At 66.4% G+C, this 24,028-nt stretch carries 26 protein-coding genes and 1 riboswitch; of the genes, 16 read left to right on the top strand and 10 right to left on the bottom strand.

Features of this window, described 5'->3' with window-relative positions; genetic code table 11:
• Nucleotides 1-34: 34 nt before the first annotated feature.
• From hisB to JHC81_RS08275, 10 genes are all read left to right on the top strand, one after another.
• On the top strand, nt 35-1,477 hold the full coding sequence (gene hisB / locus JHC81_RS08230; RefSeq protein ID WP_292173232.1) for an imidazoleglycerol-phosphate dehydratase HisB: 1,443 nt from the start codon (nt 35-37) through the stop codon (nt 1,475-1,477).
• Nucleotides 1,474-2,076, top strand: coding sequence for an imidazole glycerol phosphate synthase subunit HisH (gene hisH / locus JHC81_RS08235; protein WP_292173157.1), 603 nt, complete (start codon nt 1,474-1,476; stop codon nt 2,074-2,076). The genes hisB and hisH overlap by 4 nt, the downstream gene beginning before the upstream one ends.
• Nucleotides 2,073-2,801 (top strand): 1-(5-phosphoribosyl)-5-[(5-phosphoribosylamino)methylideneamino] imidazole-4-carboxamide isomerase, encoded by a 729-nt coding sequence (locus JHC81_RS08240; protein WP_292173161.1) that lies wholly within the window; start codon nt 2,073-2,075, stop codon nt 2,799-2,801. Before hisH ends, JHC81_RS08240 begins: the two co-directional genes overlap by 4 nt.
• Nucleotides 2,798-3,565 (top strand): imidazole glycerol phosphate synthase subunit HisF, encoded by a 768-nt coding sequence (gene hisF / locus JHC81_RS08245; protein ID WP_292173164.1) that lies wholly within the window; start codon nt 2,798-2,800, stop codon nt 3,563-3,565. Before JHC81_RS08240 ends, hisF begins: the two co-directional genes overlap by 4 nt.
• Nucleotides 3,562-4,188 (top strand): bifunctional phosphoribosyl-AMP cyclohydrolase/phosphoribosyl-ATP diphosphatase HisIE, encoded by a 627-nt coding sequence (gene hisIE, locus JHC81_RS08250; protein WP_292173167.1) that lies wholly within the window; start codon nt 3,562-3,564, stop codon nt 4,186-4,188. The genes hisF and hisIE overlap by 4 nt, the downstream gene beginning before the upstream one ends.
• Before the next feature lie 28 nt (nt 4,189-4,216).
• Nucleotides 4,217-5,674 (top strand): glucose-6-phosphate dehydrogenase, encoded by a 1,458-nt coding sequence (gene zwf, locus JHC81_RS08255; RefSeq protein ID WP_292173170.1) that lies wholly within the window; start codon nt 4,217-4,219, stop codon nt 5,672-5,674.
• Between the two features lie 144 nt (nt 5,675-5,818).
• Nucleotides 5,819-6,523, top strand: a complete 705-nt coding sequence (gene pgl / locus JHC81_RS08260; protein ID WP_292173172.1) for a 6-phosphogluconolactonase — start codon at nt 5,819-5,821, stop codon at nt 6,521-6,523.
• Nucleotides 6,523-8,415 (top strand): phosphogluconate dehydratase, encoded by a 1,893-nt coding sequence (edd, locus tag JHC81_RS08265; protein WP_292173175.1) that lies wholly within the window; start codon nt 6,523-6,525, stop codon nt 8,413-8,415. Before pgl ends, edd begins: the two co-directional genes overlap by 1 nt.
• Nucleotides 8,416-8,472: 57 nt before the next feature.
• On the top strand, nt 8,473-9,450 hold the full coding sequence (glk, locus tag JHC81_RS08270) for a glucokinase (RefSeq protein ID WP_292173178.1): 978 nt from the start codon (nt 8,473-8,475) through the stop codon (nt 9,448-9,450).
• Nucleotides 9,451-9,520: 70 nt separating this feature from the next.
• Nucleotides 9,521-9,820 (top strand): hypothetical protein, encoded by a 300-nt coding sequence (locus JHC81_RS08275; RefSeq protein ID WP_292173180.1) that lies wholly within the window; start codon nt 9,521-9,523, stop codon nt 9,818-9,820.
• Nucleotides 9,821-9,909: 89 nt separating this feature from the next.
• On the opposite strand, the gene JHC81_RS08280 is transcribed toward JHC81_RS08275, so the two are convergent.
• The 4 genes from JHC81_RS08280 to JHC81_RS08295 all read right to left on the bottom strand — a co-directional run bounded on the left by JHC81_RS08280 (nt 9,910) and on the right by JHC81_RS08295 (nt 14,354).
• Complete coding sequence (locus tag JHC81_RS08280) at nt 9,910-10,302, bottom strand: hypothetical protein (RefSeq protein ID WP_292173183.1); 393 nt, start codon at nt 10,300-10,302, stop codon at nt 9,910-9,912.
• The gene (hmgA, locus tag JHC81_RS08285) at nt 10,299-11,606 is read right to left on the bottom strand and encodes a homogentisate 1,2-dioxygenase (RefSeq protein ID WP_292173186.1); all 1,308 of its coding nucleotides are present in this window, start codon (nt 11,604-11,606) and stop codon (nt 10,299-10,301) included. Before hmgA ends, JHC81_RS08280 begins: the two co-directional genes overlap by 4 nt.
• 437 nt (nt 11,607-12,043) lie before the next feature.
• On the bottom strand, nt 12,044-13,165 hold the full coding sequence (locus JHC81_RS08290) for an acyl-CoA dehydrogenase family protein (RefSeq protein ID WP_292173187.1): 1,122 nt from the start codon (nt 13,163-13,165) through the stop codon (nt 12,044-12,046).
• A gap of 4 nt (nt 13,166-13,169) precedes the next feature.
• On the bottom strand, nt 13,170-14,354 hold the full coding sequence (locus JHC81_RS08295; RefSeq protein ID WP_292173190.1) for an acyl-CoA dehydrogenase family protein: 1,185 nt from the start codon (nt 14,352-14,354) through the stop codon (nt 13,170-13,172).
• A 129-nt stretch (nt 14,355-14,483) separates the two neighbouring features.
• Between JHC81_RS08295 and JHC81_RS08300 the strand changes: the two genes are divergently transcribed.
• Together JHC81_RS08300 and JHC81_RS08305 are read left to right on the top strand one after the other, a co-directional pair.
• Nucleotides 14,484-14,765, top strand: coding sequence for a DUF427 domain-containing protein (locus JHC81_RS08300; RefSeq protein WP_292173194.1), 282 nt, complete (start codon nt 14,484-14,486; stop codon nt 14,763-14,765).
• 37 nt (nt 14,766-14,802) lie between these two features.
• Nucleotides 14,803-15,465 carry a DsbA family oxidoreductase gene (locus tag JHC81_RS08305; protein ID WP_292173195.1) on the top strand — a complete coding sequence of 221 codons (663 nt, stop codon included), beginning with the start codon at nt 14,803-14,805 and terminating at the stop codon, nt 15,463-15,465.
• A 5-nt stretch (nt 15,466-15,470) separates the two neighbouring features.
• On the opposite strand, the gene JHC81_RS08310 is transcribed toward JHC81_RS08305, so the two are convergent.
• From JHC81_RS08310 to thiC, 5 genes are all read right to left on the bottom strand, one after another.
• The gene (locus JHC81_RS08310) at nt 15,471-15,869 is read right to left on the bottom strand and encodes a DUF559 domain-containing protein (protein ID WP_292173198.1); all 399 of its coding nucleotides are present in this window, start codon (nt 15,867-15,869) and stop codon (nt 15,471-15,473) included.
• A gap of 177 nt (nt 15,870-16,046) precedes the next feature.
• Nucleotides 16,047-16,514: a hypothetical protein gene (locus JHC81_RS08315; RefSeq protein WP_292173201.1), complete on the bottom strand. Its 468-nt coding sequence runs from the start codon at nt 16,512-16,514 to the stop codon at nt 16,047-16,049.
• A 148-nt stretch (nt 16,515-16,662) separates the two neighbouring features.
• A complete protein-coding gene (locus tag JHC81_RS08320) occupies nt 16,663-17,553 on the bottom strand; it encodes a restriction endonuclease (protein WP_292173204.1) in 891 nt (296 codons plus the stop codon).
• A complete protein-coding gene (locus JHC81_RS08325) occupies nt 17,553-18,623 on the bottom strand; it encodes a ParB N-terminal domain-containing protein (RefSeq protein ID WP_292173207.1) in 1,071 nt (356 codons plus the stop codon). Before JHC81_RS08325 ends, JHC81_RS08320 begins: the two co-directional genes overlap by 1 nt.
• A 56-nt stretch (nt 18,624-18,679) precedes the next feature.
• Entirely contained in the window at nt 18,680-20,518 is a 1,839-nt protein-coding gene (gene thiC / locus JHC81_RS08330) for a phosphomethylpyrimidine synthase ThiC (protein WP_292173235.1), read from the bottom strand.
• A 140-nt stretch (nt 20,519-20,658) separates the two neighbouring features.
• Nucleotides 20,659-20,767, bottom strand: a riboswitch (TPP riboswitch).
• An 84-nt stretch (nt 20,768-20,851) separates the two neighbouring features.
• On the opposite strand from thiC, the gene JHC81_RS08335 reads away from it, so the two are divergent.
• Nucleotides 20,852-22,096: an OsmC family protein gene (locus JHC81_RS08335; RefSeq protein WP_292173209.1), complete on the top strand. Its 1,245-nt coding sequence runs from the start codon at nt 20,852-20,854 to the stop codon at nt 22,094-22,096.
• Between the two features lie 9 nt (nt 22,097-22,105).
• On the opposite strand, the gene JHC81_RS08340 is transcribed toward JHC81_RS08335, so the two are convergent.
• Nucleotides 22,106-22,723, bottom strand: coding sequence for a TetR/AcrR family transcriptional regulator (locus JHC81_RS08340; protein ID WP_292173214.1), 618 nt, complete (start codon nt 22,721-22,723; stop codon nt 22,106-22,108).
• Between the two features lie 60 nt (nt 22,724-22,783).
• Between JHC81_RS08340 and JHC81_RS08345 the strand changes: the two genes are divergently transcribed.
• The 3 genes from JHC81_RS08345 to JHC81_RS08355 all read left to right on the top strand — a co-directional run.
• The gene (locus JHC81_RS08345; RefSeq protein WP_292173217.1) at nt 22,784-23,185 is read left to right on the top strand and encodes a DUF4260 domain-containing protein; all 402 of its coding nucleotides are present in this window, start codon (nt 22,784-22,786) and stop codon (nt 23,183-23,185) included.
• Between the two features lie 107 nt (nt 23,186-23,292).
• Nucleotides 23,293-23,706: a BLUF domain-containing protein gene (locus JHC81_RS08350; RefSeq protein WP_292173222.1), complete on the top strand. Its 414-nt coding sequence runs from the start codon at nt 23,293-23,295 to the stop codon at nt 23,704-23,706.
• 55 nt (nt 23,707-23,761) lie between these two features.
• A partial coding sequence (locus tag JHC81_RS08355; RefSeq protein ID WP_292173229.1) for a pyridoxal-phosphate dependent enzyme occupies nt 23,762-24,028 on the top strand: 267 nt, incomplete at its 3' end.

Genomic DNA, 24,028 nt, shown 5'->3' on the forward strand with positions numbered 1-24,028 from the left:
TCCCAACCCTTCCCCCATCAAGGGGGAAGGGCTCATGACGGTGAACAACCTCCCCGCCCCCTTCGCGCCCCTCGTCTCCGGCGGCGAGGGCCTTGACCGCTATCCGGCCCAGCCCTCGGCGCTCGCCGCCCGCATGGCCGACATCTATGGCGTCTCCACCGATCGGGTCCTGCCCGTGCGCGGCCTGACGCATGGGCTGGAGTTGATCTATCGCCTAGCCGCGCGCGAGGGCGTGGCCGTCGAGGCCCCGAAGGCCCAGCCCTATTCGACACTGGCGGACATCTATGCCCGGCCCGGCACCACCGCCGAGACCGGGGCCGTCATCCTGCGCGCCCTCGGCTCGCCCGAGGCCGTGGCCGAAATGGCCGAGCGGGTCGCCCCCGCCCTGCTGGTCGTCGATGAAGGGATGGCCGAGTTCACCTCTGCCACCTCAGCCGCAACCATCATCGGCGATCACGCCAATCTGGTGGTCCTGCGCAGCCTGTCGCTGGCTTACGGCCTGGCGGGTGCGCGGGTCGGGGCGGCGTTGGCGCAGCCCCAGACACTGGCGCGGCTGGCGAGCGTGCTTGAACCCTACGCCCTGCCCGAGGTCAGCCTGCGGCTTGCGCTTCAGGCCCTCGACCCGTCGCGCCTGCTGGAAACCCGCGAGCGCATCGCCGCCACGGTGCGCGAGCGCGAGCGTCTGTCGAAAGCCATCGCCCGCGAGATGACGGTCGAGGCCGGTGTCGGCCCTGTCCTCATGGTCCGCCCCTCCGATCCCGCCGCCGTCCTGACCGCCCTGGCACGGTTCGGCGTCGTGGCCGAACAGGCGGGCGAACGGCTGCGCTTGCCCGTCTCCTCGCGCCCGGAGATCAACGACCGTCTCCTGGCCGCCCTGGACCTGGCCACCGTCCAGACTCGCGCCAACCGCACCGGACAGGCCGTGCGCGACACCAAGGAAACCCGCATCGTCTGCGCCGTCGATCTGGATGCGACCGGCCCGGTCAGCATCCACACCGGCGTCGGCTTCTTCGATCACATGCTGGAGCAGGTGGCGGCGCACGGCGGCTTCTCGATCCGGCTGTCGTGTGAGGGTGACCTGCACACCGATCCGCACCACACCATAGAGGACAGCGCCATCGCCCTGGGTCAGGCCCTGAAACAAGCCCTCGGTGAAAGACGCGGCATCGCCCGCTACGGCTTCGTCCTGCCGATGGACGAAGCCAATGCCTCGGTGTCCATCGACCTGTCCGGTCGTCCTTATCCGCTGTTCGAGGGGACGTTCACGACGCCCTTCATCGGCGACTACCGGACCGATCTGACCGCCCACGTCTTCCGCTCCTTGGCCGAAGCCATGGGGGCGGCGGTGCACATCACCGTCACCGGCAATGACGACCACCACAAGACCGAGGCCGTCTACAAGGCCTTCGGCCGCGCCCTGCGCCAGGCCATACGCGTCGAGGGCGACGTCGTGCCATCGACCAAGGGGGTGCTGTGAGTTCGGTCACCGTCCTCTCCTACGGTGCCGGCAATGTCGCCTCGGTCCAGTTCGCGCTGGAGCGGCTGGGGGCCTCCGTGCGTCTGACCAGCGATCCTGCCGACATCGCTGACGCGGAACGGCTGATCCTGCCCGGCGTCGGGGCCGCCGCCTATGCCATGAGCCGTCTGGAGACATTGGGCCTGGTGGAGGCGATCCGCGCCTTTCCACGCCCTTTGCTGGGCGTCTGCCTGGGCCAGCAACTGCTGTTCGACGCCAGTGACGAAGGCGAAGGTGTCCAGACGCTGGGCCTTATCCCGGGCCACGTCACGCGCTTCGACATCGACCCCGCCCTGCCCGTGCCGCACATGGGCTGGTCGCGGCTGGAGGTCGTGCGCGACGACCCCTTGCTGGAGGGCATACAGCCCGGCGACTGGGCCTATTTCGTGCACAGCTTCGTCTGCCCCGACGGCCCGGCCACCCTGGCCCGCGCCGAATACGGCACCGTCGTTCCTGCCGTGGTGCGAAACGCCAACCGCTGGGGTTGCCAGTTCCACCCCGAGCGCTCCGCCAAGGCCGGGGCGCGCATCCTGCAAAACTTTCTGGGCCTCCCCGCATGATCGTCTATCCCGCCATCGACCTGAGAGCCGGCGTCGCCGTGCGCCTGATGCACGGGCGGTTCGATCAGGTGACCGCCTATGACACCAATCCGGCCGCGCGCCTGGCGGGCTTCGTCGCCTCGGGAGCCCAATGGGCCCACATCGTCGATCTCGATGGGGCCGAGGCAGGCCGCGCGGTCCAGCACGCCCTGATCGGCGAACTGGCGGGGGCCATCGATATCCGCATCCAGTCCGGCGGCGGCGTGCGCTCCGCCGACGATGTCCAGGCCCTGCTGGACGCCGGGGTCAGCCGCGTGGTCGTCGGTTCCCTCGCCGTCTCGTCCCCCGATACGGTCGCAGGCTGGCTGGAGCGGTTCGGGCCGGAACGCCTGACCCTCGCCATCGACGTGCGCGCCGATGGCGAGCGCTGGGTGCCGTCGCTGAAGGGCTGGACCCAGGCGGCGGACATCGACCTGTGGACCGCGCTGGACCGCTATCCGGCGGGCACGGCCAGACACCTGCTGGTCACCGACGTCGGCCGCGACGGGGCCCTGACCGGTCCCAATCTGGAGCTGCTGACCGAGATCATGCTGCGTCGCCCCGACCTGAAGGTTCAGGCCTCGGGCGGCGTATCCTCGCTGGAGGACCTGAAGGCCGCCCGCGCCATCGGCTGCGACGGGGCCATCGTCGGCCGCGCCATCTATGAGGGGCGGTTCACCGTGGACAAAGCGGTGGCGGTGCAATGACCGCGAGACGCATCATCCCCTGCCTGGACGTACGCGACGGGCGGGTGGTCAAGGGCGTGCGCTTCAAGGACCACGTCGACATGGGCGACGCCTCGGAACTGGCCGCGCGCTATCGCGATCAGGGGGCCGATGAACTGGTCTTCTACGACATCACGGCCAGCCCGGAAGGGCGCACCCTCGACTATGACTGGGTCAGCGACATCGCCCGGCTGCTGGACATCCCCTTCTGCGTTGCGGGCGGTATCCGCAGTGTGGATCAGGCCGCCCGCTGTCTGGACCACGGGGCCGACAAGGTCTCGATCAACTCTCCCGCCCTGGAACGCCCCGATCTGATCGGCGAGATGAGCGATCGCTTCGGTGCCCAATGCGTGGTCCTGGGCGTCGATTCCAAGCGCGCCGGCGACGACTGGGTCGTGCATCAATACACCGGCGACCCGACCGCCAGCCGTGGCGCGGGCCGCCGCACTCTGGACTGGATCGTCGAGGCGCAAGGCCTGGGAGCCGGAGAGATCGTGCTGAATTGCATGGACGAGGACGGCGTGCGGCGCGGCTATGACATCGCCCAGCTTCAGGCCACGCGCGCCTGCCTGACCATTCCGCTAGTGGCCTCCGGAGGCGCGGGTGCGGCAGACCATTTCCGCGATGTCTTCCAGCAGGCCGATGTATCCGGTGCCCTGGCCGCCAGCGTCTTTCACTCCGGTGTTCTGGCCATCCCCGACCTGAAACGCCAGCTCGAGGGCGACGGCATAGAGGTAAGACGATGATCGACCCCGACACCCTCGACTTCGCCAAGGGCGACGGCCTGATCCCCGTGGTGGTGCAGGACGCCGCCACCCTGCAGGTGCTGACGCTCGCCTATATGGACCGCGCGGCGCTGGACGAGACCCTCGCCTCGAACGAAGCCACCTTCTACTCCCGCTCGCGGGGCGGGCGCTGGCGCAAGGGCGAGACCTCGGGCGACCGGCTGCATGTCGTCTCGATCACGCCCGACTGCGACGGCGACGCCCTGGTGCTGAAGGTCCGGCCCGTCGGCAATGCCTGCCACCTGAACCGCATCAGCTGTTTCGGCGACGAGGACGCGCCGGGTCTGGGCCGTATCGCGCGTCTGGAACAGACCATCTCCGAACGCGTCGCCGCCGATCCCGCGACCAGCTGGACCGCCCGCCTCATCGCCGAGGGCCCCAAGCGCGTCGCCCAGAAGGTCGGCGAGGAGGGGGTCGAGACCGCGCTCGCCGGAGCCGCTGGTCCCGATGAGGAACTGACCAGCGAGGCCGCGGATTTGATCTATCACCTGCTGGTGCTGCTGCGATCGCGTAACTTGGTGTTTCAGGACGTGCTCGACGTGTTGGCCACACGCGCAAAACCGGCCAAAGACCCTGAGGGCTAGAGGGTCTGACGAGAGAGAAGGAGCGCAGATGGCGGCACTGGTGCTGTTCGGCGGCGGAGGCGATCTGGCCCTGCGGATGCTCCTGCCCTCGCTCTACTATCTGGAGCATGACGGCCTGCTGCCCGACGATCTGAAGATCATCGGCGCGGCCCGGTCCGAGGAAAGCCGTGAGGACTATGTCGCCCGCGTCCGCCAGTCGGTCGAGAGCAAGGCCAGGGCCGACGACGCCTGGTCCGATGCGGCGTGGGCCAAACTCGAGGCCCGCCTCGACTATCTGGCCGTCGACGCCACCTCGGCGGAAAGCCTGAAGCCGCTCAAGGACAAGGTCGGCCCCGGCACCTGCACCAGCTTCCTGGCCGTCTCGCCGTCGCTGTACGCCCGCATCGTCACGGCCATGCGCGCCGCCGGCCTGGCCGAGGCCGACGATCGGGTTGTGCTGGAAAAGCCGGTCGGGCGCGATCTGGAAACCTTCCGCGAAATCGACGACGCCGTGGCCGATGCGTTCAGCGAACAACAGGTTTTCCGCATCGACCACTATCTGGGCAAGGAGACGGTCCAGAACCTGATCGCCCTGCGCTTCGGCAACACCATCTTCGAGCCGCTGTGGAACAACCTGTCGATCGACCATGTCCAGATCACGGTCGGCGAGACCGTCGGCGTCGGCGACCGCTGGCCCTATTACGACGAGTACGGAGCATTGCGCGACATGCTCCAGAACCACATGCTCCAGCTGCTGTGCCTGGTCGCCATGGAGCCGCCCAGCGATCTGGAGCCCGACTCGGTCCGCAACGAAAAGGTCAAGGTGCTGCGGTCCCTGCGCCCCATCACCCATGACGAGGCCGAGCGTGTCACCGTGCGCGGACAATATGTGGCGGGGACCAGCGAGGGTCAGCTGGTCAAGGGCTATGACGAGGAGCGTGGGCTGGATTCGGACACCGAGACCTTCGTCGCCATCCGTGCCGACATCGACAACTGGCGCTGGGCCGGGGTCCCCTTCTTCATGCGCACCGGCAAGCGCCTGCCCGAAAAGCGCACCGAGATCGTCATCCAGTTCAAGGCCCTGCCCCACTCCATCTTCGACAACGACCGGGGTCAGGTGACGGCGAACCGACTGGTCATCGAGCTTCAGCCCGAGGAAGACATCTCCCTGTCGGTGATGAACAAGAAGCCCGGTCTGGACCAGCGCATGCAGCTTCAGCCCATCCAGATGTCCCTGTCCTGGGGCCAGAACGACAAGTCGGCCAAGCCGCCGCGTCGCCGCATCGCCTATGAGCGGCTGCTGCTCGACGCCCTCGCGGGCGACTCCACACTGTTCGTGCGCCGCGACGAGGCCGAGCAGGCCTGGAAATGGGTCGATCAGGTGTCGGAGGCCTGGGAAGGCGCCGCCTTCAAGCCCAAGGACTACGTCGCCGGAACATGGGGCCCGCCCGAGGCCGATCTGCTGCTGGACCGCACCGGCCGCCGCTGGAATTCGCGGGATGTCTAGTGTCTTTAACCCGCTCATCCCGGCGAATGCCGGGACCCAGATGGCAAATCTCAGACCCTCCGAGATGACGCACTGCCTTCTGTCCAAGCCTTTCGCATTCTTCGATCTGGATCCCGGCATTCGCCGGGATGAGCGGTGTAAAATATGATCCCCATCCAGACCTTCGCCAACGGCACGGACTGGGCCGACGCCTGCGCCACCCTCCTGGTCGACACCCTCGGCCAGGCCCTGACCGAGACGGGCCGCGCCACCTTCGCCGGGTCCGGCGGCTCCACGCCTTCGCCCATCTATGCCCGGATGGCCGAGGCGGACCTCGACTGGTCCCGCACCGCCGTGACCCTGATCGACGAGCGCTATGTGCCCGAGACCTCGCCGGACTCGAACGCGGCCCTGCTCAAGCGGACGCTGCTGACGGGCCCGGCCGCCGCCGCGACCTTCGTGCCGCTGTATCATGCCGAGGTTACCGTGGACCGGGCCGCCGCCCGCGCGGCTCAGACCCTGGCTCCGCATGGCCGTCTTGATGCGGTCCTTCTCGGCATGGGAGAGGATGGCCATATCTGCTCCATGTTCCCCCACAGCCCGACCCTGAAAACCCTGCTCTCACCCGCCTTGAAGCCGACCGTTCTCGGCGTCCCGAAAGGCCGCGACGGTCTGGCCCCCAGCCTGGAGCGGCTGTCGATCAATCTGCCGTATCTGATGCAGGCGCGGCGGGTCGTCCTGGCCCTGACGGGCACCGCCAAACGCGATGTCTTTGAGCGCGAGGCGATCGGCGATCCCGCGATCCAGCCCATCGCCGCCCTGATCGCCGCCAAGGTCCCGCTGGATGTTCTGTGGACGGAGAAAGCCTGATGGCCAACCTGCACCCCGTCGTCGCCGAGGTCACCGCCCGCATCGTCGAACGCTCGCGCGCCACCCGCGCCGACTACATCCGCCGCATGGATGCCGCGCGCGACAGCGGGGCGGGCCGCGCCAAGCTGTCCTGTGCCAACTGGGCCCACGCCTTCGCGGGTCAGACCATCGCCGACAAGCTGACGGCCATGGATGGGTCCAAACCCAATGTCGGCATCGTCACCGCCTATAACGACATGCTGTCGGCGCATCAGCCGTTCGAGCGCTTCCCCGCCGTCATCCGCGACGCGGTCCGCACCGTCGGCGCGACGGCCCAGGTCGCGGGCGGCACCCCGGCCATGTGTGACGGCGTCACCCAGGGTCGCCCTGGCATGGAGCTGTCGCTGTTCAGCCGCGACCTGATCGCCATGTCGGCGGGCATCGCCCTGACCCACGATGCCTTCGACACGGTGATGGCCCTGGGCGTCTGCGACAAGATCGTGCCCGGCCTGTTCATCGGCACCCTGGCGTTCGGCCACCTGCCCGTCGTCTTCGCCCCCGCAGGGCCCATGCCGTCCGGCATTCCGAATGCGGAAAAGGCCCGCGTGCGCGCCCTGTACGCTCAGGGCCAGGTCGACCGTCAGACCCTGCTGGACAGCGAGATCGGCAGCTACCACTCGCCGGGTACCTGCACCTTCTACGGCACGGCCAACTCCAACCAGATGATGATGGAACTGGGCGGCCTGCACCTGCCCTCCACCGCCTTCGTCCACCCCGAGACCGGCCTGCGCGATGCCCTGACCGCCGCCGCCGCCAAACGCGCCGTCGAACTGGCCCGCAGCGGCGAGGGCCGGATGGCGGACGTCATCGACGAGAAATCCATCGTCAACATGATCGTCGCCCTGCTGGCCACCGGCGGCTCGACCAACCACGCCATCCATCTGGTCGCCATGGCGCGGGCGGCGGGCGTGCTGATCGACTGGACCGACATGGATCAGCTGTCGTCCGTGACGCCGCTTCTGGCGCGTGTCTATCCCAACGGTTCGGCCGACGTGAACGCCTTCCAGGCCGCGGGCGGCGTCGCCTTCGTGGCGCGGGAACTGGCCAACGCAGGCCACATCCATTCCGACGTCACCACCGTCATGGGCCGAGGCATCCACCATTACTTCCAGGAACCGATCCTTCAGGACGGCAAACTGGTCTGGAAGGACGGCGTCACCGACAGTCTGGACACGGACATTCTGCGCCCCGCCTCCGACCCGTTCGACCGCGAGGGCGGCCTGCGTCTCGTCCAGGGCGACCTGGGCCGGGCCGTCATCAAGATTTCGGCGGTCAAACCCGAGAACCGCATCGTGCAGGCCCCCGCCGCGGTGTTCGAGACCCAGGAAGATGCGCTTCAGGCCTTCAAGGATGGAAAGCTGAACCGCGACGTCATCGTGGTGCTTCGTTTCCAGGGTCCGCGCGCCAACGGCATGCCAGAATTGCACAGCCTGTCGCCCGCCCTCGGCATCCTTCAGGACAAGGGCTTCAAGGTGGCCTTCGTCACCGACGGTCGCATGTCAGGGGCCAGCGGCAAGACCCCCTCCGCCATCCACGTCTCACCGGAGGCCCTGGCCGGCGGCCTGATCGCCAACATCCGAGACGGCGACATCATCCGCCTGGATGCCGAGGCCGGGGTCCTGACCACGGTCGATGTGACGGACCTGGCCGATCGTACGCCCGCTGTCCGCTCGCCCCATCACGCCGAGGGGTCCACCTGGGGCTATGGCCGCGAACTGTTCGGGGCCTTCCGTCACGTCGTCTCGACCGCCGAAGAGGGTGCCAGCGTCTGTTTCGGCCTGCCGCCCGGCCAGACCGACCACAAGGACACCCCGCCCGACAACAACGTCAACGACCGTGCCGTGGACGCCTGAACCCCAAACGATCACAAAGACCGGGCAACGGTCGGCTAACGTAGTGAGGACTGCCTGATGACGGTGAACTGGGACAAGACCCTGCTGGTCGGGGACGTCGGCGGCACCAATGCCCGGTTCGCCATCGCCCACATGATCGGCGGCAAGCCCGTGCTGGAGCATCACGAAAGCTTTCCGGCCTCGGAACACCCGACCTTCCTGGGCGGGGTCAAGGCCTTCATCGACGGCTGCGAGGTCAAGCCGACCGGCGGCGTCATCGCCGTGGCGGGCCCCGTGACCGACGGGACGATCGACCTGACCAACTCGCCCTGGCAGGTGTCGGAGACGGAACTGGCGACCCTGGGTCTGAACCCTGTGCGCCTGATCAATGACTTCGAGGCCCTGGCCTGGGGCGCACCCGTCGTGCCGGAGGATCAGTTGGCGTCGCTGGGCGGCCCCGACGAAGGCGAAGAGCGCTCGGCCATCGCCGTCCTTGGCCCCGGTACCGGTTTCGGAGTCTCGGCCCTGGCACGCGACATTCACGGCAACGAGATCGCCATGCCGTCCGAGGGGGGCCATGCCTGTTTCGCGCCGGGCGATGCGATCGAGGACGAAATCCTGCGCATCCTGCGTCGTCGCTACGACCGGGTCTCGATCGAACGGCTGATCTGTGGGCCCGGCCTGCTGAACATGCACCGCGCCCTGGCCGAGATCGACGGGCGTGAGACCCATATCGACGACCCCGCCCAGATCACCACCGAGGCGATGGAAGATCCCAACAGCGCTTGCGGGGCCACCCTGGCCCGGTTCTGCGCCATCCTGGGGGCCGTGGCCGGCGACATCGCCCTGACCACCGGCGCACGAGGCGGCATCTATATCGCCGGTGGCATCGCACCGCGCATTCTGCCCTTCCTCAAGGCCAGCCCCTTCCGCGAGCGGTTCGAGCGCAAGGGCCGGTTCGCCGACTATATGGCCGCCATTCCCACCAAGGTGATCCTGCACAAGCATGCGGCCCTCTTGGGCGCGGCCCGCGTGGCTTTCTCCGACGCCGGATAAAAATCTTCACGGGCGCGTGAACCGTTTGTGATCGGTGACGTTATCCGGACCTCACTGGAGGAAACTATCCATGCGTAAACTGATCATCGCCGCCGCCGCCACCTTCGCCTTCGCCGGCCTCGCCGCCTGCGAAAACGCCGCTGAAAAGGAAGCCGGTGCACAAGCCGACGCCATCGAGGCGAACGCCAATGTCGAAGCGACCCAGCTGGAAAACCAGGCTGACGCCGCCACCACCGACGCGGCTCGCGACGCCCTGAACAATCAGGCCGACGCCGTGCAGGAAAAGGCTGACGAACAAGCCGACGCCGTCGAAGCCCGCGCCGGCAACATGGACGGTGGCATGACCACCTCGAACACCCCCGCTCAATAAGACCGGGCGTTCGCGTTCCGGTCGCTGACCGGATGAACGATGTGAAGACCCCCGTCGCGGTCGCGGCGGGGGTTTTTCTGTGTCTGACGTCAGTCGACGCAGATCGTGGCCTCGGCCTTGCCGCCCTCGACCGTGGTGTAGCAGCCGAAGCGGCTGCTGTTGGCCTGGCACTGGCCGACGGCAGAGGCTCCGGCGGAGGGCGTGCCTTTGACCTCCTCGATGCGGCAATCGCCCTGGCAATCGTCGCCGTCCGTGCAGCGACGTCCCGCATCGGCATAGGACACGACGCATTGCAGCGACTGCATCCGCCCCTGTGGCAGCATCCTGCCGCCTCGGGCCGCACAGGCCGCCGCATCCGTGCCGGGCGCGGGCGTCTGCATCGCCGGCGTGTCGGTCGAGGCGGTCTGGGTCGGTGTGGTGGTCGGCACGGGCTGGCAGGCCGCCATCATCAGGGCTGCCGCCGCGATCAGTATACGCTTCATTCCACTCGTCCCTTGTCGAACCCGGTCCAGACGTCGTCGTAGTCCAACTGCATCGTCGGACTGGTTTGTGCCCATTCCGTGGTGCGGATCGGCATGCGGGTCTCGAACATGAAGGCCAGGGTGTTCTCGATCTTGACCGGCTTCAGATCCGCCGCGACCGCCTTGTCATAGCTGGCCTGGTCCGGACCGTGGCCGCTCATGCAGTTGTGCAGGGACGCGCCGCCCGGCGCGAACCCGCCCTCCTTGGCATCGTATTCGCCGGTCACCAGACCCATGAACTCGCTCATGACATTCCGGTGGAACCACGGCGGGCGGAAGGTGTCCTCGGCCACCATCCAGCGCGGCGGGAAGATCACGAAGTCACAGTTGGCCACGCCCGGCGTATCGGACGGGCTAGTCAGTACGGTGAAGATCGACGGGTCCGGATGGTCGAAACTGACGGTGCCGATCGTGTTGAACCGGGCGGTGTCGTACTTGTAGGGCGCATGGTTGCCGTGCCAGCCGACGACATCCAGCGGGCTGTGATCGAAGGTCGTGGTCCACAGCCGCCCGCCGAACTTCTGCACGCACTCGGTCGGCCGATCCACGTCCTCGAAGGCCGCGACCGGCGTCTGGAAATCGCGCGGATTGGCAAGGCCGTTGGAGCCGATCGGCCCCAGGTCCGGCAGGCGGAAGGCCGCACCATAATTCTCGCAGACATAGCCCCGGATCGGGCCCCCATCAGGATTGGCGCACTCCACCCGGAACCGAACGCCACGTGGAATGACGACGATCTCGCCCGGCCGTGCGTCGATGCGTCCCATTTCCGTGACAAAGACCTGATGTCCCGCTTGCGGGACGATCAGCAGCTCGCCGTCGGCGCAATAGAAGACCCGGTCCACCATGGACCGGTTGGCCGCATACAGGTGGATGCCGGTCCCGGCCCCCGCCTCCGCATCGCCGTTGCCGCCATAGGTCACCAGCCCCTCGACCCAGTCGGTCGGGGCGTCAGGCATCGGCAGCGGGTCCCACCGCATCCGGTTCGGCGACGGCGGCGCATCGTGGAACGGCCCGGACCGCACGCGACCCTGGGCAAAGGGCTTGTAGGCCGGATGCTGGGCGCTGGGCCGCAAACGATACAGCCACGACCGCCGGTTCTCCGACCGCGGTGCGGTGAAGGCCGTCCCCGACAGCTGCTCCGCATACAGGCCCATCGGCACCCGCTGCGGCGAGTTGCGCCCCTCCGGCAAGGCCCCGGCCACCGCCTCGGTCGCAAAGTGATTGCCGAAGCCGGACATGTATTCAGGCGCGTTGGCTCGCGTCATGGTGCGTTCTCCCTTGCAGGAGGGTTTAGTATGACCTGCACCAACTGACTACTGATCCTCACCGCTGATCCATTGGATTGAGAACTGGATAGTGTGTCCAATGGTGGCGGCCCTGTCGCCCTCCATCGCCACTAGAAAATCAGGAGCAAGCGTGAGGGCAGCTCGACCCGAGTTTGGCGTGGACTCGCTGACTACCGTGCAATTTTCTAGCTGACCATCATCGGCAATACGGCACCTCAAAGTAACTCGACCACCTTGAGGAAAGGCGCGAAAGGCGCGTTGACGAGCAGGCCAGCTCGGTTGTTTTTCCCAACGAGGGTTTGAAATCGCCGCTTGCCTTGCCGCTGTTGGGACACCTTGGGGTGCCAGAGGCGGACCGCTCCCGTCCTGAAAGTACAAGGCAAGCGCGACAAGTTCGATCAGCATGCCGGCGTACATCAGAACCCCTTTGCCCGCGCCAGCCGCTCGGTGTGGAAGCCCGTATCCCCCAGCAGCTCGTTCAGCACCCGCACCCGCTTCATGAACAGGCCGACGTCGAAGGCGTCGGTCATGCCGACGCCACCGTGCATCTGGACCGCCTCCTGAACCGCCAGTTCGGCCACACGGCCGGCCTTGGCCTTGGCCACCGAGACGGCCAGACCGGCATCCTCGCGCCCCGCATCCAGACGCTGCAAGGCCCCCAGAACGGCGGCACGGGCCAGTTCGATCTCGGTGAACAGATGGGCCGAGCGGTGCTGCAGGGCCTGGAACTCGCCGATCAGCTTGCCGAACTGCTTGCGGGTCCGCAGATACTCCAGCGTGAGCTGAAACGCCTGATCGCCCGCCCCGTTCAGTGACGCCGCCGCGCAGGCTCGGCCCAGGTTCAGCGCGCCTTCCAGCAGCCCCTCGCCGCCATCGACCGCGCCGATCACCGCATCCGCATCGACCTCGACGTCGGTCAGCGTCACCCGCGCCGCATTGTGGGCGTCGACCATGACCGTCCGCTCGATCTCGACGCCCGCCGTCTTCGGATCGACCAGGAACAGGGTCAGACCATCGTCGGTTCGCGCCGCCACGATCAGGGCGTCGGCGACGTGGCCGTCCAGCACGAACCCCTTGGCTCCATTCAGCCTAAAGCCATTGCCCGAACGCTCCGCCGTCGTGGCGATCGCAGAGGGCCTGTGCTTGGCCCCCTCGTCGACGGCCAGCGACAGGATGGCCTCGCCCGCCGCGATGCGGGGCAGCCATGCTGCCTGTTGCTCGGCCGACCCGCTGTCGATCAGCACCTTGGCCGACAGCACGCCCGACCCCATGAAGGGCGATGGCGTCAGGGTCCGGCCCAGGGCCTCGGCCACCACGCCCGCCTCGACCGCGCCCAGGCCCGTGCCGCCGTGCTCCTCGGGAATGATGACGCCCGCAAACCCCATCTCGCCGAACGCCTTCCACAGGTCGCGCGAGATGCCGTCGGTATTGCGGCTGTCGCGCAGGGCCCGCAGATGGGCGATCGGCGCATTCTCGTTCAGGAAGCCGTCGGCGGCCTCCTTCAGCATGGTCTGCTCTTCGGTCAGGATCAGCGGCAAGGTCTCAGGCTCCCGGCAGTTGCAGCAGGTGTTTGGCGATGATGTTCAGCTGGACCTCGCTGGTCCCCCCCTCGATGGAGTTGGCCTTGGTCCGCAGCCAGTCGCGGGCGGCGGTGCCCTCGCGCGAGCGTTCGCCTTCCCACTCCAGCGCATCCGAACCGCCCGAGGCCATGATCAGCTCGTGCCGCCGCTTGTTCAGCTCGGAGCCATAGTATTTCAGCATGGAGGCGATGGCGGGGTGGGCCTGACGCGCCTTGACCTGATCCCCCACCCTTTCCATCGACAGGTTGAAGGCGGCCATGTCGACGTCCAGATCGGCGATCCGTGCACGGAGGATGGGGTCGTCCAGACGCCCGTCGTCATCCAGTCCGACGCTGTCGCCCGCGACCTGGCCGAGTGGACGGCCCGCCCCCAGGCTGCCCATGGCCCCGATCATCGTCCGCTCGTGCGCCAGCAGCGCCTTGGCCACGTCCCAGCCGCGGTTCAGGGTGCCGACCAGGTTTTCCTTCTCCACCCGAACGTCGTCGAAGAAGGTCTCGCAGAACGGGCTCTTGCCGCTGATCAGGACGATGGGCCGGGTCGAGACGCCGGGGCTGGCCATGTCGAACAGGACGAAGGAAATCCCCAGATGCTTGGGCGCGTCCGGGTCGGTCCGCACCAGACAGAAGATCCAGTCGGCCTTGTCGGCATAGCTGGTCCAGACCTTCTGACCGTTGACGATCCAGTGGTCGCCCTTGTCTTCAGCCTTGGTCTGTATGGCTGCGAGGTCGGACCCTGCGCCGGGCTCCGAATAGCCCTGGCACCAGCGGATCTCGCCGCGCACGATCTCGGGCAGGAAGCGCTTCTTCTGCTCTTCCGTGCCGAACTGGAGCAGGGCCGGGCCCAGCATCCAGATGCCAAAGGACGACAGCGGCATCTGGGCGTCGATGCGGCGCATCTCGCTGGCCAGTACCTTGGCCTCCTCTCGGCTCAGCCCCCCGCCGCCATATTCCGTCGGCCATTCCGGGGCGGTCCAGCCGCGCGCGCCCATGACCTCCATCCATTGCTTGTGCGCAGGCGTCTTGAAGGTCGGATTGCGCCCGCCCCAGACCCGGTCCTCTTCGTTCTCCAGCGGCCCCCGGCATTCGGCGGGACAGTTCGCCTCCAGCCAGGCGCGCGTCTCGGCGCGGAAGGTTTCCAGATCGGACATGACGGCCTCGCTTGCTTCCAGAGCGAGGACGTTAGCCGGTCCTTTTTGACAACGGAACCCACGATTTGACACATGGCGAAACCCGGCCAAGGCCCCATATCCTCGGCACACCTTTGACAGGAGACGACGATGGTTCAGGCGACATGGAACGGTACGGTGATAGCCCAGAGCGACGACACCGTGGTGGTCGAGGGCAACCACTACTTCCCGGCGGACGCGATCACCGAGGGCGTGCTGAAACCCAGTGACACGAAATCCACCTGCCCCTGGAAGGGCACGGCCAGCTATCACAGCGTCGTCGTGGACGGGCAGGAGAACCGTGACGCGGCCTGGTATTATCCCGAGCCCAAGGACGCGGCGAAAGAGATCAAGGGCCGCATCGCCTTCTGGAAGGGCGTCACCGTCGCCTGACCCTCACCCCCTCTTTCCCTCGATCCAAGGCCCTCGCATGACCCGCACCCTCAGCATCGACTTCGTCTCCGACGTGGTCTGTCCCTGGTGCGTGGTCGGCCTGGGCGGGCTGGAACAGGCGCTGGCCACCGTCAGGGCCGAGGGGATAGAGGCGACCGTCACCTTCCAGCCGTTCGAGCTGAACCCCGGCATGGCCTCGGAGGGTGAAAACATCGGCGAGCACATCGCCCGCAAATACGGCTCCACCCCCGAACAGTCCGCCGCCAACCGCGCCATGATCACCGAACGGGCCGAGGACGCCTGGCCGGGGTTCGATATGCGGATGGGCCCCGACAGCCGCATCTGGAACACCTTCGACGCCCATCGCCTGCTGCACTGGGCCCATGAGACCGGCGGGGCGTCGGCCCAGCGCGCGCTGAAGGAGGCCCTGTTCCGCACCCACTTCACCGACAACCGGACCCTGACCGATCCGGACGTGCTGGCCGACGCCGCCGCGGCCGCCGGCCTGGACCGGGCCCGCGCGATCGAGGTCCTGTCCGACGACCTGTATGCGCCCGAGGTCCGCGCCGCCGAGGCCCTGTGGCGCGCCCGCGGCATCTCCGCCGTCCCCGCCGTCGTCATCGAGGGCCAGTATCTGATCTCCGGCGGCCAACCGGCCGAGGTCTTCGCCGAGGCGTTGCGCAAGGTGGCGGCGGCGTAGCTGACCTAGTCCTCCCCCATCGGGGGAGGGGGACCGCGAAGCGGTGGAGGGGGCACACCCTCGACTCGCTGCCTTATGGCGAACAACACGCCCTCCAGATTCCCCATCACATCCCTCGCCGCGACCCGGTACACCGCCACCCCGCGCAGGTTCAGCCACGCCGTCCGCCGCGCATCGTGCGCCATCTGGTCCGGATGTTCGTGCCCCTGCCCGTCCACCTCGACCGCCAGCCCCGCCGCCTCGCAATAGAAGTCGAGGATGTAGGGCCCGATCGGATGCTGCCGCCGAAACCGCACGCCAGTCAGCTTGCGTCCCCGGATCGCCTGCCACAACACTACCTCCGGCAGCGTCAGCTTGCGCCGAAGCTCTTTCGCGCGCTCGACGGTTTTCTGCGGCGGATACATCAGGCGAGCCTACCAAATCCTCCTCCCTCGGGGGAGTTGGCTCTGAAGGGCAGCGAAGAGACGGAAGGGGCCAGTCCCGGCGCCAACCTCCAAACACCGCGCCCATATCCAGCCCCCTCCACCGCGAAGACGCGGTCCCCCTCCCCCGATGGGGGAGGATTTAGAAACAGAGTCCACTCAGTCCACTCGGTCCACTTCGGCCGCGCCGTGGAGGTAGTCCCAGCGGCGTTGTTCCTGCTCCATCGCCTGATCCTCCTCGACCACCTCGGCGTCGAGGATGAGGCGGACGCGGCGCCAGCGCAGGGCCTCGGCCGCCTGACCGCGCAGGACGGCGCGCTGCATCCGGCGCCAGGCGACGAAGGACAGCTGGCGCAGCTCGACCCGGTCCAGGTCTCCGTCGATCTCATGCTCCAGCAACACCCCCTCGTCATCGGGGTCCAGGGTGTTGGGCGGGGTCCAGGGCTGGTCCGTGCGCCGCCAGCCCTCGCGAGCCGCCCGGTTGCGCATGGCCGTCAGCCCCACCCCGTGCCGCCGACAGACCTCGATCCCCGGCAGGCCCGACAGATAGTCCTCCCGCACCCGTCCCCAGACCTCATCCGGCGCACTGCGCCCCTTGCCGTACAGCGTGGGTGATCCGTCTGCCATCTGTCTGCCTCCCGTTGCCAACGGAGGCAGGGCTAGCATGCGGCTACGTCAGGATCGGTCGTAGGGGGAGCGAGTGGCTGAGGCCTCCGGGCCTTCATAGCGGCAGTGCGGCTTCTACAGGTGAAATGTCCGTAATGACCGCTGATCTCTAGGAGTGTACCGTAACTGCAGGCGTCGCTTGGGTTTTTATCCACTTTCTGAAGGTCGCGGCGTGGAACACCTTTCCCTTCTTTCCTATTTCATGGTCAGCCAAAAATTGGGAAAGCTGCGCTCCGTCCATCGCGATGATCCCTGCATTGGCAATCAACCTTCGGCTGCCTGTCGTAAACTTACCGGAGGTGATTAGGATGTAGAAAACAGGGTCACAGACCTTAATATCGAGATCAGCAAGAGGATCTCCTGACCCTGAGAATGCCTTTGCCCGTGCAAGCTGCGTGCTGCCTACGAGTTCACGCAGGTCCGCCGTGGTCACCTGCGTTTCTTTGTATCTCTTGGCTTGGCCAACCAACCAGACTCGGAGGCTGGCCTCTACGCCAGCAGGTAGCGCCTCGGGTGCCAAAATGCTTGAAAACGGCGCTTGTCCAAAGAAATCAATCCCCTGGTCTCCTGACTGTCTCGAAAATTTCGGATCGTGCGCGCCCAGCAACTTCAAGACACACGCGCATAATTTTTCGAAATCTGTCGGACTGATTGTATCGAAGTACCGACGTATGGCCGGAGCAAGAGATCGGTTGCTTTTGGCGGCGACAACCTCGGGCGGGTCGTGAGGCTCGCAGAAACATGCTCCTTGAACATGATCTTTGGCCACAGAATTGAAAGTGAAGGAGATAGCGCTCGCGGCGGAGTTTTGCCTCAAGAGTTCTAGGTTATGCTCAAATTTGCTACGCCATTTTTCAGCGAGTTCAGCAGCGTCGTCGCCAACCGCCCAAGCTTCTCCGATAACAATCTGCTCGAGAAGCGCGCGCGAGGTGCGTGGTGGATCTACTAGCCCGAGATACTTCTCAACCAATCGGGCAGCGGCAACTGGCCCGCGGTTCATTATGTCGTCGCTAATGTCGCGTGAATTTCCAGAACCTGGTCGGTCACTGCTTTAAGGTCGCCGATTGCTTTTAGATCGTCTGCGCTCAGCTTCTTGACCTCAAAGACTCCTATTTGCTCTAGCGATCTCCGCGCCTCCCGAACTTCTTTGAGCCACTTCTTCGAAAGCTCGTCCTTCTTCGCAATTGTAAGCGCGTCCAAGAGGCTGCCATCTGAACTTAGTAGTGTGCTAAGGGCGTCAGGGTCTCTCATTATATCTTTCAGAGACCTGACATCGGAGTACTTCGTGATTTTGGGTTCTCGGATCTCTTCTTTCTCGTCGTCGTAATATGGGACGAGCAATGAGTAAAAGTTCTCACGATTTGAGGCGTCAGTGAATGATGAGCCGTTCCATCCTAGCCATTCGCGAACGTTCGGCACCGAAATGGCTTCGTGGAAAAGGGGATACAAAGAGGGAGTTGCATACTCACCAAAGTCTTCGTCGCCTTGCATTTGTTGTAACGCCTTATAGGCGCGATAGCGTCGATTAACCTCTTGTATCTCGAGCCCTAGTCGCTCGGCGACAACACTAGATTCCAATCCATCGTCCTTGAGATCGGCGATCAGCTTGGCTTTTTGATATCCACCCCATGATTTAATGCCTCCCACGTGACGAACGCCCATCAAGGTTTGCTTGAAGTGCGGAAAGTCTGGCGAGCTCTCTACGACTACGCAGGGAACAGCCTTTAGAACCTCCAGAACATCATTTCGCACCTCGATACCGGCGTCAGCGCTTTCCTTAATTGACTGGAGCGCTGCGACACGTCGGTTGCCCTCGATAACAAGAAATTTGCCTGCATCATGGGCGTATGGTGTCACGACAATGCGTTCGATAGGCAGGAAGCCATTCGCTAAGATCGACGAGCGAAGGGCTTTGAGCCCCTCACTTTGCAGACGATTTTTAGTCGCCGCCTGAACTTGTTCGACATGCAGCCGCTCATCGGCAGTCAATGCAAATCCGGTAATCTCCTGAATCCGATAGTTATTCGGATCCAGCAGGAGATCTTGGATCGGGATTTCGGCAGTATGCATTGGAACCTTTGGCTTAGGCTAGCGGCTGCAGACGCCGCGCTAACAGCATGGACATGCTATGCGTTTGATTTCCTAACCTCAATCACCCCGCCCCCGGCGCGGAACCTGGCCGACATCTCCGCCATCCCGGCCTCGGCTTCCGCCAGAGAGCCGCCCGCATCATTCTGGGCCGCCGCGTCGCGGCGGATGTCCTGGCTGATCTTCATGCTGCAGAATTTCGGGCCGCACATGGAGCAGAAGTGGGCGGTCTTGTGGGCCTCCTTGGGCAGGGTCTCGTCGTGGTATTTGCGGGCCGTCTCGGGGTCGAGGCCGAGGTTGAACTGGTCCTCCCAACGGAACTCGAACCGGGCGCGTGACAGGGCGTCGTCGTGCAGGCGGGCGGCGGGGTGGCCCTTGGCCAGGTCGGCGGCGTGGGCGGCGATCTTGTAGGTGATGACGCCGTCCTTGACGTCCTGACGGTCGGGCAGGCCCAGGTGCTCCTTGGGCGTGACGTAGCAGAGCATGGCCGTGCCGAACCAGCCGATCATGGCCGCGCCGATGGCGCTGGTGATGTGGTCGTAGCCGGGGGCGATGTCGGTGGTCAGCGGCCCCAGCGTATAGAAGGGCGCCTCGTGGCAGTGTTTCAGCTGCTCATCCATATTGGCCTTGATCTTGTGCATCGGCACGTGGCCGGGGCCCTCGATCATGACCTGGCAGCCCTTGGCCCAGGCGATCTTGGTCAGTTCGCCCAGGGTGCGCAGCTCGGCGAACTGGGCCTCGTCATTGGCGTCGGCGATGGAGCCGGGGCGCAGGCCGTCGCCGAGGCTGAACGACACGTCATAGGCCCGCATGATGTCGCAGATGTCCTCGAAATGCTCATAGAGGAAGCTCTCGCGGTGATGGCTGAGGCACCATTTGGCCATGATGGAGCCGCCGCGCGAGACGATGCCGGTGACGCGCTTGGCCGTCATCGGCACGAACGGCAGGCGCACGCCCGCGTGGATGGTGAAATAGTCCACGCCCTGTTCGGCCTGTTCGATCAGGGTGTCGCGGAACACCTCCCACGTCAGGTCCTCGGCCACGCCGTTCACCTTCTCCAGCGCCTGATAGATCGGCACGGTCCCAATGGGGACACTGGAGTTGCGGATGATCCAGTCGCGGATGTTGTGAATGTTGCGGCCCGTCGACAGGTCCATGACGTTGTCGGCGCCCCAGCGGGTGGCCCAGACCAGCTTGTCGACCTCGTCGTCCACGCTGGACAGGACCGCGCAGTTGCCGATGTTGGCGTTGATCTTCACCAGGAAGTTGCGGCCGATGATCATCGGCTCGACCTCGGGGTGGTTGATGTTGTGCGGGATGATGGCGCGGCCGCGGGCGATCTCCTGCCGCACGAACTCGGGGGTCACGAAGTCGGGGATCGAGGCGCCGAAGTCTTCGCCGTCGCGGATGCAGGGGGCGTTCTGCTCGCGGCGCAGGTTCTCGCGGATGGCGACGTATTCCATCTCGGGCGTGATGATGCCCGCCTTGGCGTATTCATACTGCGTCACCGGGCGGCCCTCGACGCCCTTGAAGACGCGGTGGTGCGAGGTGTCGAAGCGGGGGGCCAGGTTCTTGCCGCTGGCATGGCCGTTGTCCTCGGGCTTGACCTCGCGTGGGTTGGCCACGGGGGCGATGTCGCCGCGATCCAGCTGCCACGACGACTTCACCCGCGGCAGGCCGCGCTTGATGTCGATGGTGACGGTCGGGTCGGTATAGGGGCCGGAGCTGTCATAGATGGTCACCGGTGGCTCGTTCGCCGACGGATGCACCGCCACCTCGCGGAACGGCACCCGGATGTCGGGGTAGATCTCGCCGGCCACATAGACCTTGCGGCTGCCCGCCCGCTCGCCGGTCGGGATGGTGCCGGTCTCGCGCATGACCTCCTCGCGGGCATCTTTCAGAGCCAGTTCGACATTGGGCTCTTCGGGCGGGGTGTTGGTGACGTGGATGTTCATGGCGGCCTCTGTGCAAGAGGGCTCCGCCGACGTCGGGCGCGGGGTCCTGTGGCGAGGGCCGGTGGACCGCGTGTTACTCATCCCTTCGCCGGCATGACCCGGATCAGGTTCGACGGGTCAGGCGGCTACGCCAATCTCAGCGGCTCGAATGCCGCCCCCCGGAGAACGACGCGACGATAGGCGCATGGTCGGGGGCTGTCCATTCCTGACGCCGCCGCAAAAGATCGCCTAAGGTGCCGCTTCAGGAGAGACGACATGCAGAGCGACCCCTTCGACTTCACCTGTGACGACGGCCGGACGGTGCACGGGCGGCTGGACCGGCCGGCGGGCCAGGCGCGCGGCTGGGCCCTGTTCGCCCACTGTTTCACCTGCGGGAAGGACAATCTGGCGGCGACGCGGATCAGCCGGGCGCTGGCGGCGCTGGGGGTCGGGACGCTGCGGATCGACTTCGCCGGGATCGAGACCGGGGCCGAGCCCATGCCCCACGGCTTCAGCACCGATGTGGGCGACCTGATCGCGGCGGGCCGGCACATGCAGGCGCACGGCTGTACCCCGCAACTGCTGGTCGGCCACAGCCTGGGCGGGGCGGCCGCGATCGCGGCGGCCGGGTCGCTGGACTGTATCCGGGCGGTGGCCACCATCGGCGCACCGTTCGACGTCGCCCATGTGCTGAAGCTGCTGGGGCCCGGCGTGCACGATCTGGAGCACGGCGAGACCCACCGCGCCGACGTCGGCGGGCGGCCCGTATCGGTGGGCGCAGGCTTTGCCGACGACCTGAAGGCGCAGGACCAGGCGGCGCGGCTGGCCGGACTGAACAAGGCGCTGCTGGTGCTGCATTCGCCACTGGACCAGACCGTCGGCATCGAGGAGGCCAGCGGCATCTTCGGCGCCGCGAAACACCCCAAGAGCTTCGTCTCGCTGGACCATGCCGACCACCTGCTGAGCCGTGCCGAGGACGCAGACTACGCCGCCGCGGTGATCGCGGCCTGGGCCTCCCGATATCTGGACAGGGTCGAACCGCCCGTCGATGCCGCCCCCGCCGACGGCGTCGTGCGGGTCGCCGAGACGGGACAGGGCAGGTTCCAGGTCCAGGTCCAGGCGGGCGGCGCGGTCCTGATGGCCGACGAGCCCGTGGCGGTCGGCGGCCTGGCCAGCGGGCCGACGCCCTACGCGCTGGTGGCGGCAGGTCTGGGGGCCTGTACGGTCATGACGCTGCGCCTCTATGCCGAGCGCAAGGGCCTGCCGCTGGCCCATGCCTCGGTGGAGGTGCGGCACCAGAAGCGCACGGGCCAGACGCCCGCCGATGTGTTCGAGCGCGTGCTGACGCTGGACGGGGATCTGGATGCCGACCAGCGGACCCGGCTGCTGGAGATCGCCGACAAATGCCCGGTGCACCGGACGCTGGAGGGCGGATCGCACGTCGCGACCGTGGCGGCTCCGGAACTGCCCGCAGAGCCGGAAGGCGCGCATTTTCAGGCGATGGAGACGGCCTGCGACTGAAGGCGGCCGTCAGTCCGGCCAGGCGGCGGTCAGCTGGTCGATGGCGGCCTCGATGCGGGCCCAGCCGGCGGTGTCCAGCTCCAGCCCCGCGAACCGGCCCCGGCTGGCCCCGGTCAGGGCCAGATGCTGGACGGCGGCCAGCATGACCGCATTCAGGGCGAAGACGTCACCCTCCGGCGGCAGGCGCAGACGGGGGCGGCGGCTACGGACCCAGTCCTGAATGACGGCAGAGCGCGCCGCCTCCATGTCCCGTAGCAGCGGCGTATCCTCGCTGAGCTCCCACGCCAGCAGGCGCAGGATCAGGGGATTGGCGCGCAGGGCCCCCAGATAGGCCTTCAGCGTCTCGCGCGCGAAGTCGCGATAGGTGGCGGCGGTGCTGGGCGGAGCGTCGGCCAGGGTCTGGCCCAGCCACAGATCCAGCGCGCGGGCCAGCCGTGCGACCACGCCGTCTACGCCGTCGAAATAGCGATAGATCAGCTTGCGATCGACCCCCGCCTCCGCCGCCAGGGACTGGACGTTCAGGGCGGAACAGCCGTCGCGCAGCAGCAGGCGCTGCGCAGCCTCGACGATGGCGGTCTCCGTGCCGGAACGGCCACGCGGACGGGGAGAAAGCGAATCACTTGACATGTCCCGATGATGGGACATATAGATTTGTCACGCTAGTGGGACATTCAAAGAAAGCTGACCATGACCAAGCCGAATGATGCGATATCCACCAGACGCTGGCTGAGACTGGAGGGGCTGCTGATGTTGGCGGTCTGCGTCGTACTGTATGGCCAGGTCGGAGCCTCCTGGTGGCTGTTTGCTGCGCTGTTCCTGGTGCCGGACCTATCGTTCGCGGCCTACTGGATCGCCCCGCGGGCCGGCATGTGGGCCTATAATCTGACGCATGCGGAAGTGGGCCCGGCCGTGCTGGCCATTGCAGGCTTGCTTTGGATGCCGGCGCTTCTGCCCGTCGCCCTGATCTGGGGCGCGCATATCGGTTGGGACCGCATGTTGGGCTACGGATTGAAACTGGGCACGGACTTCGACCAGACGCACCTGGGACCGATCGGCAAGGCACGGAAGGCGGCTGCCTTAACCGCCTGATCGCCCCGACATCCAAACCGCCACTGTGTCGGCCTGCGGACAGAAACAGGCACCGTGCAACCCCGCCAGTGTTCTGGCATTAGGCGATGATCAGGGCGGAGTGGACGATGAACGCAGGACTGGAACGGCTGGTCTATGAAAGCCGGGCGACCGGATCGACCGGCTCCTTGACCAACCTCGTGACCATCCTGGCCGAGTCGCAGCGCAACAACGACCGCGACGGTCTGACCGGGGTGCTGGCGGCCCATGGTGAGCGCTACATCCAGGTCATCGAAGGCCCACCGGCGACCCTGGACAATCTGTTGAAGCGGTTGAATGGAGATCGCAGGCATCGCGACGTGTCCATCATCGGCCGCGAGCCCATTCCGGCCCGACGCTTTGAAGGCTGGACCATGGCCAGCGCCCGCATCTCCCCGGCGCAGGCCGTTACACTGGATCGGTTGATCGAGGCCGAAGACCCCACAGCGGACCGGATCGTCGATCTGTTGAGCGAAGCCCTCGACGTCGCATCGGTGAACTAAGGTCGGCAAATCGCCGGCGGGAGTCTAGAAGGAGCGGCACCACCGGAGCCCGCCCATGCATCTCGCCCGTTTTCCCCGCGTCCGTCTGGCCCATCTGCCGACGCCGCTGGAGCCATTGCCACGCCTGTCGGAGGCGCTGGGCGTCGAGCTGTGGATCAAGCGCGACGACTGCACCGGCCTGGCCGGGGGCGGCAACAAGACCCGCAAGCTGGAGTTCTTGCTGGGCGAGGCCTTCGAACAGGGGGCCGACACCTTGGTGACCCAGGGCGCGGTCCAGTCCAACCATGTGCGCCAGACGGCGGCGGCGGCGGCGGCCCACGGG

Origin of the sequence: Brevundimonas sp. (assembly GCF_016463295.1) — a bacterium.
Classification (GTDB): domain Bacteria; phylum Pseudomonadota; class Alphaproteobacteria; order Caulobacterales; family Caulobacteraceae; genus Brevundimonas.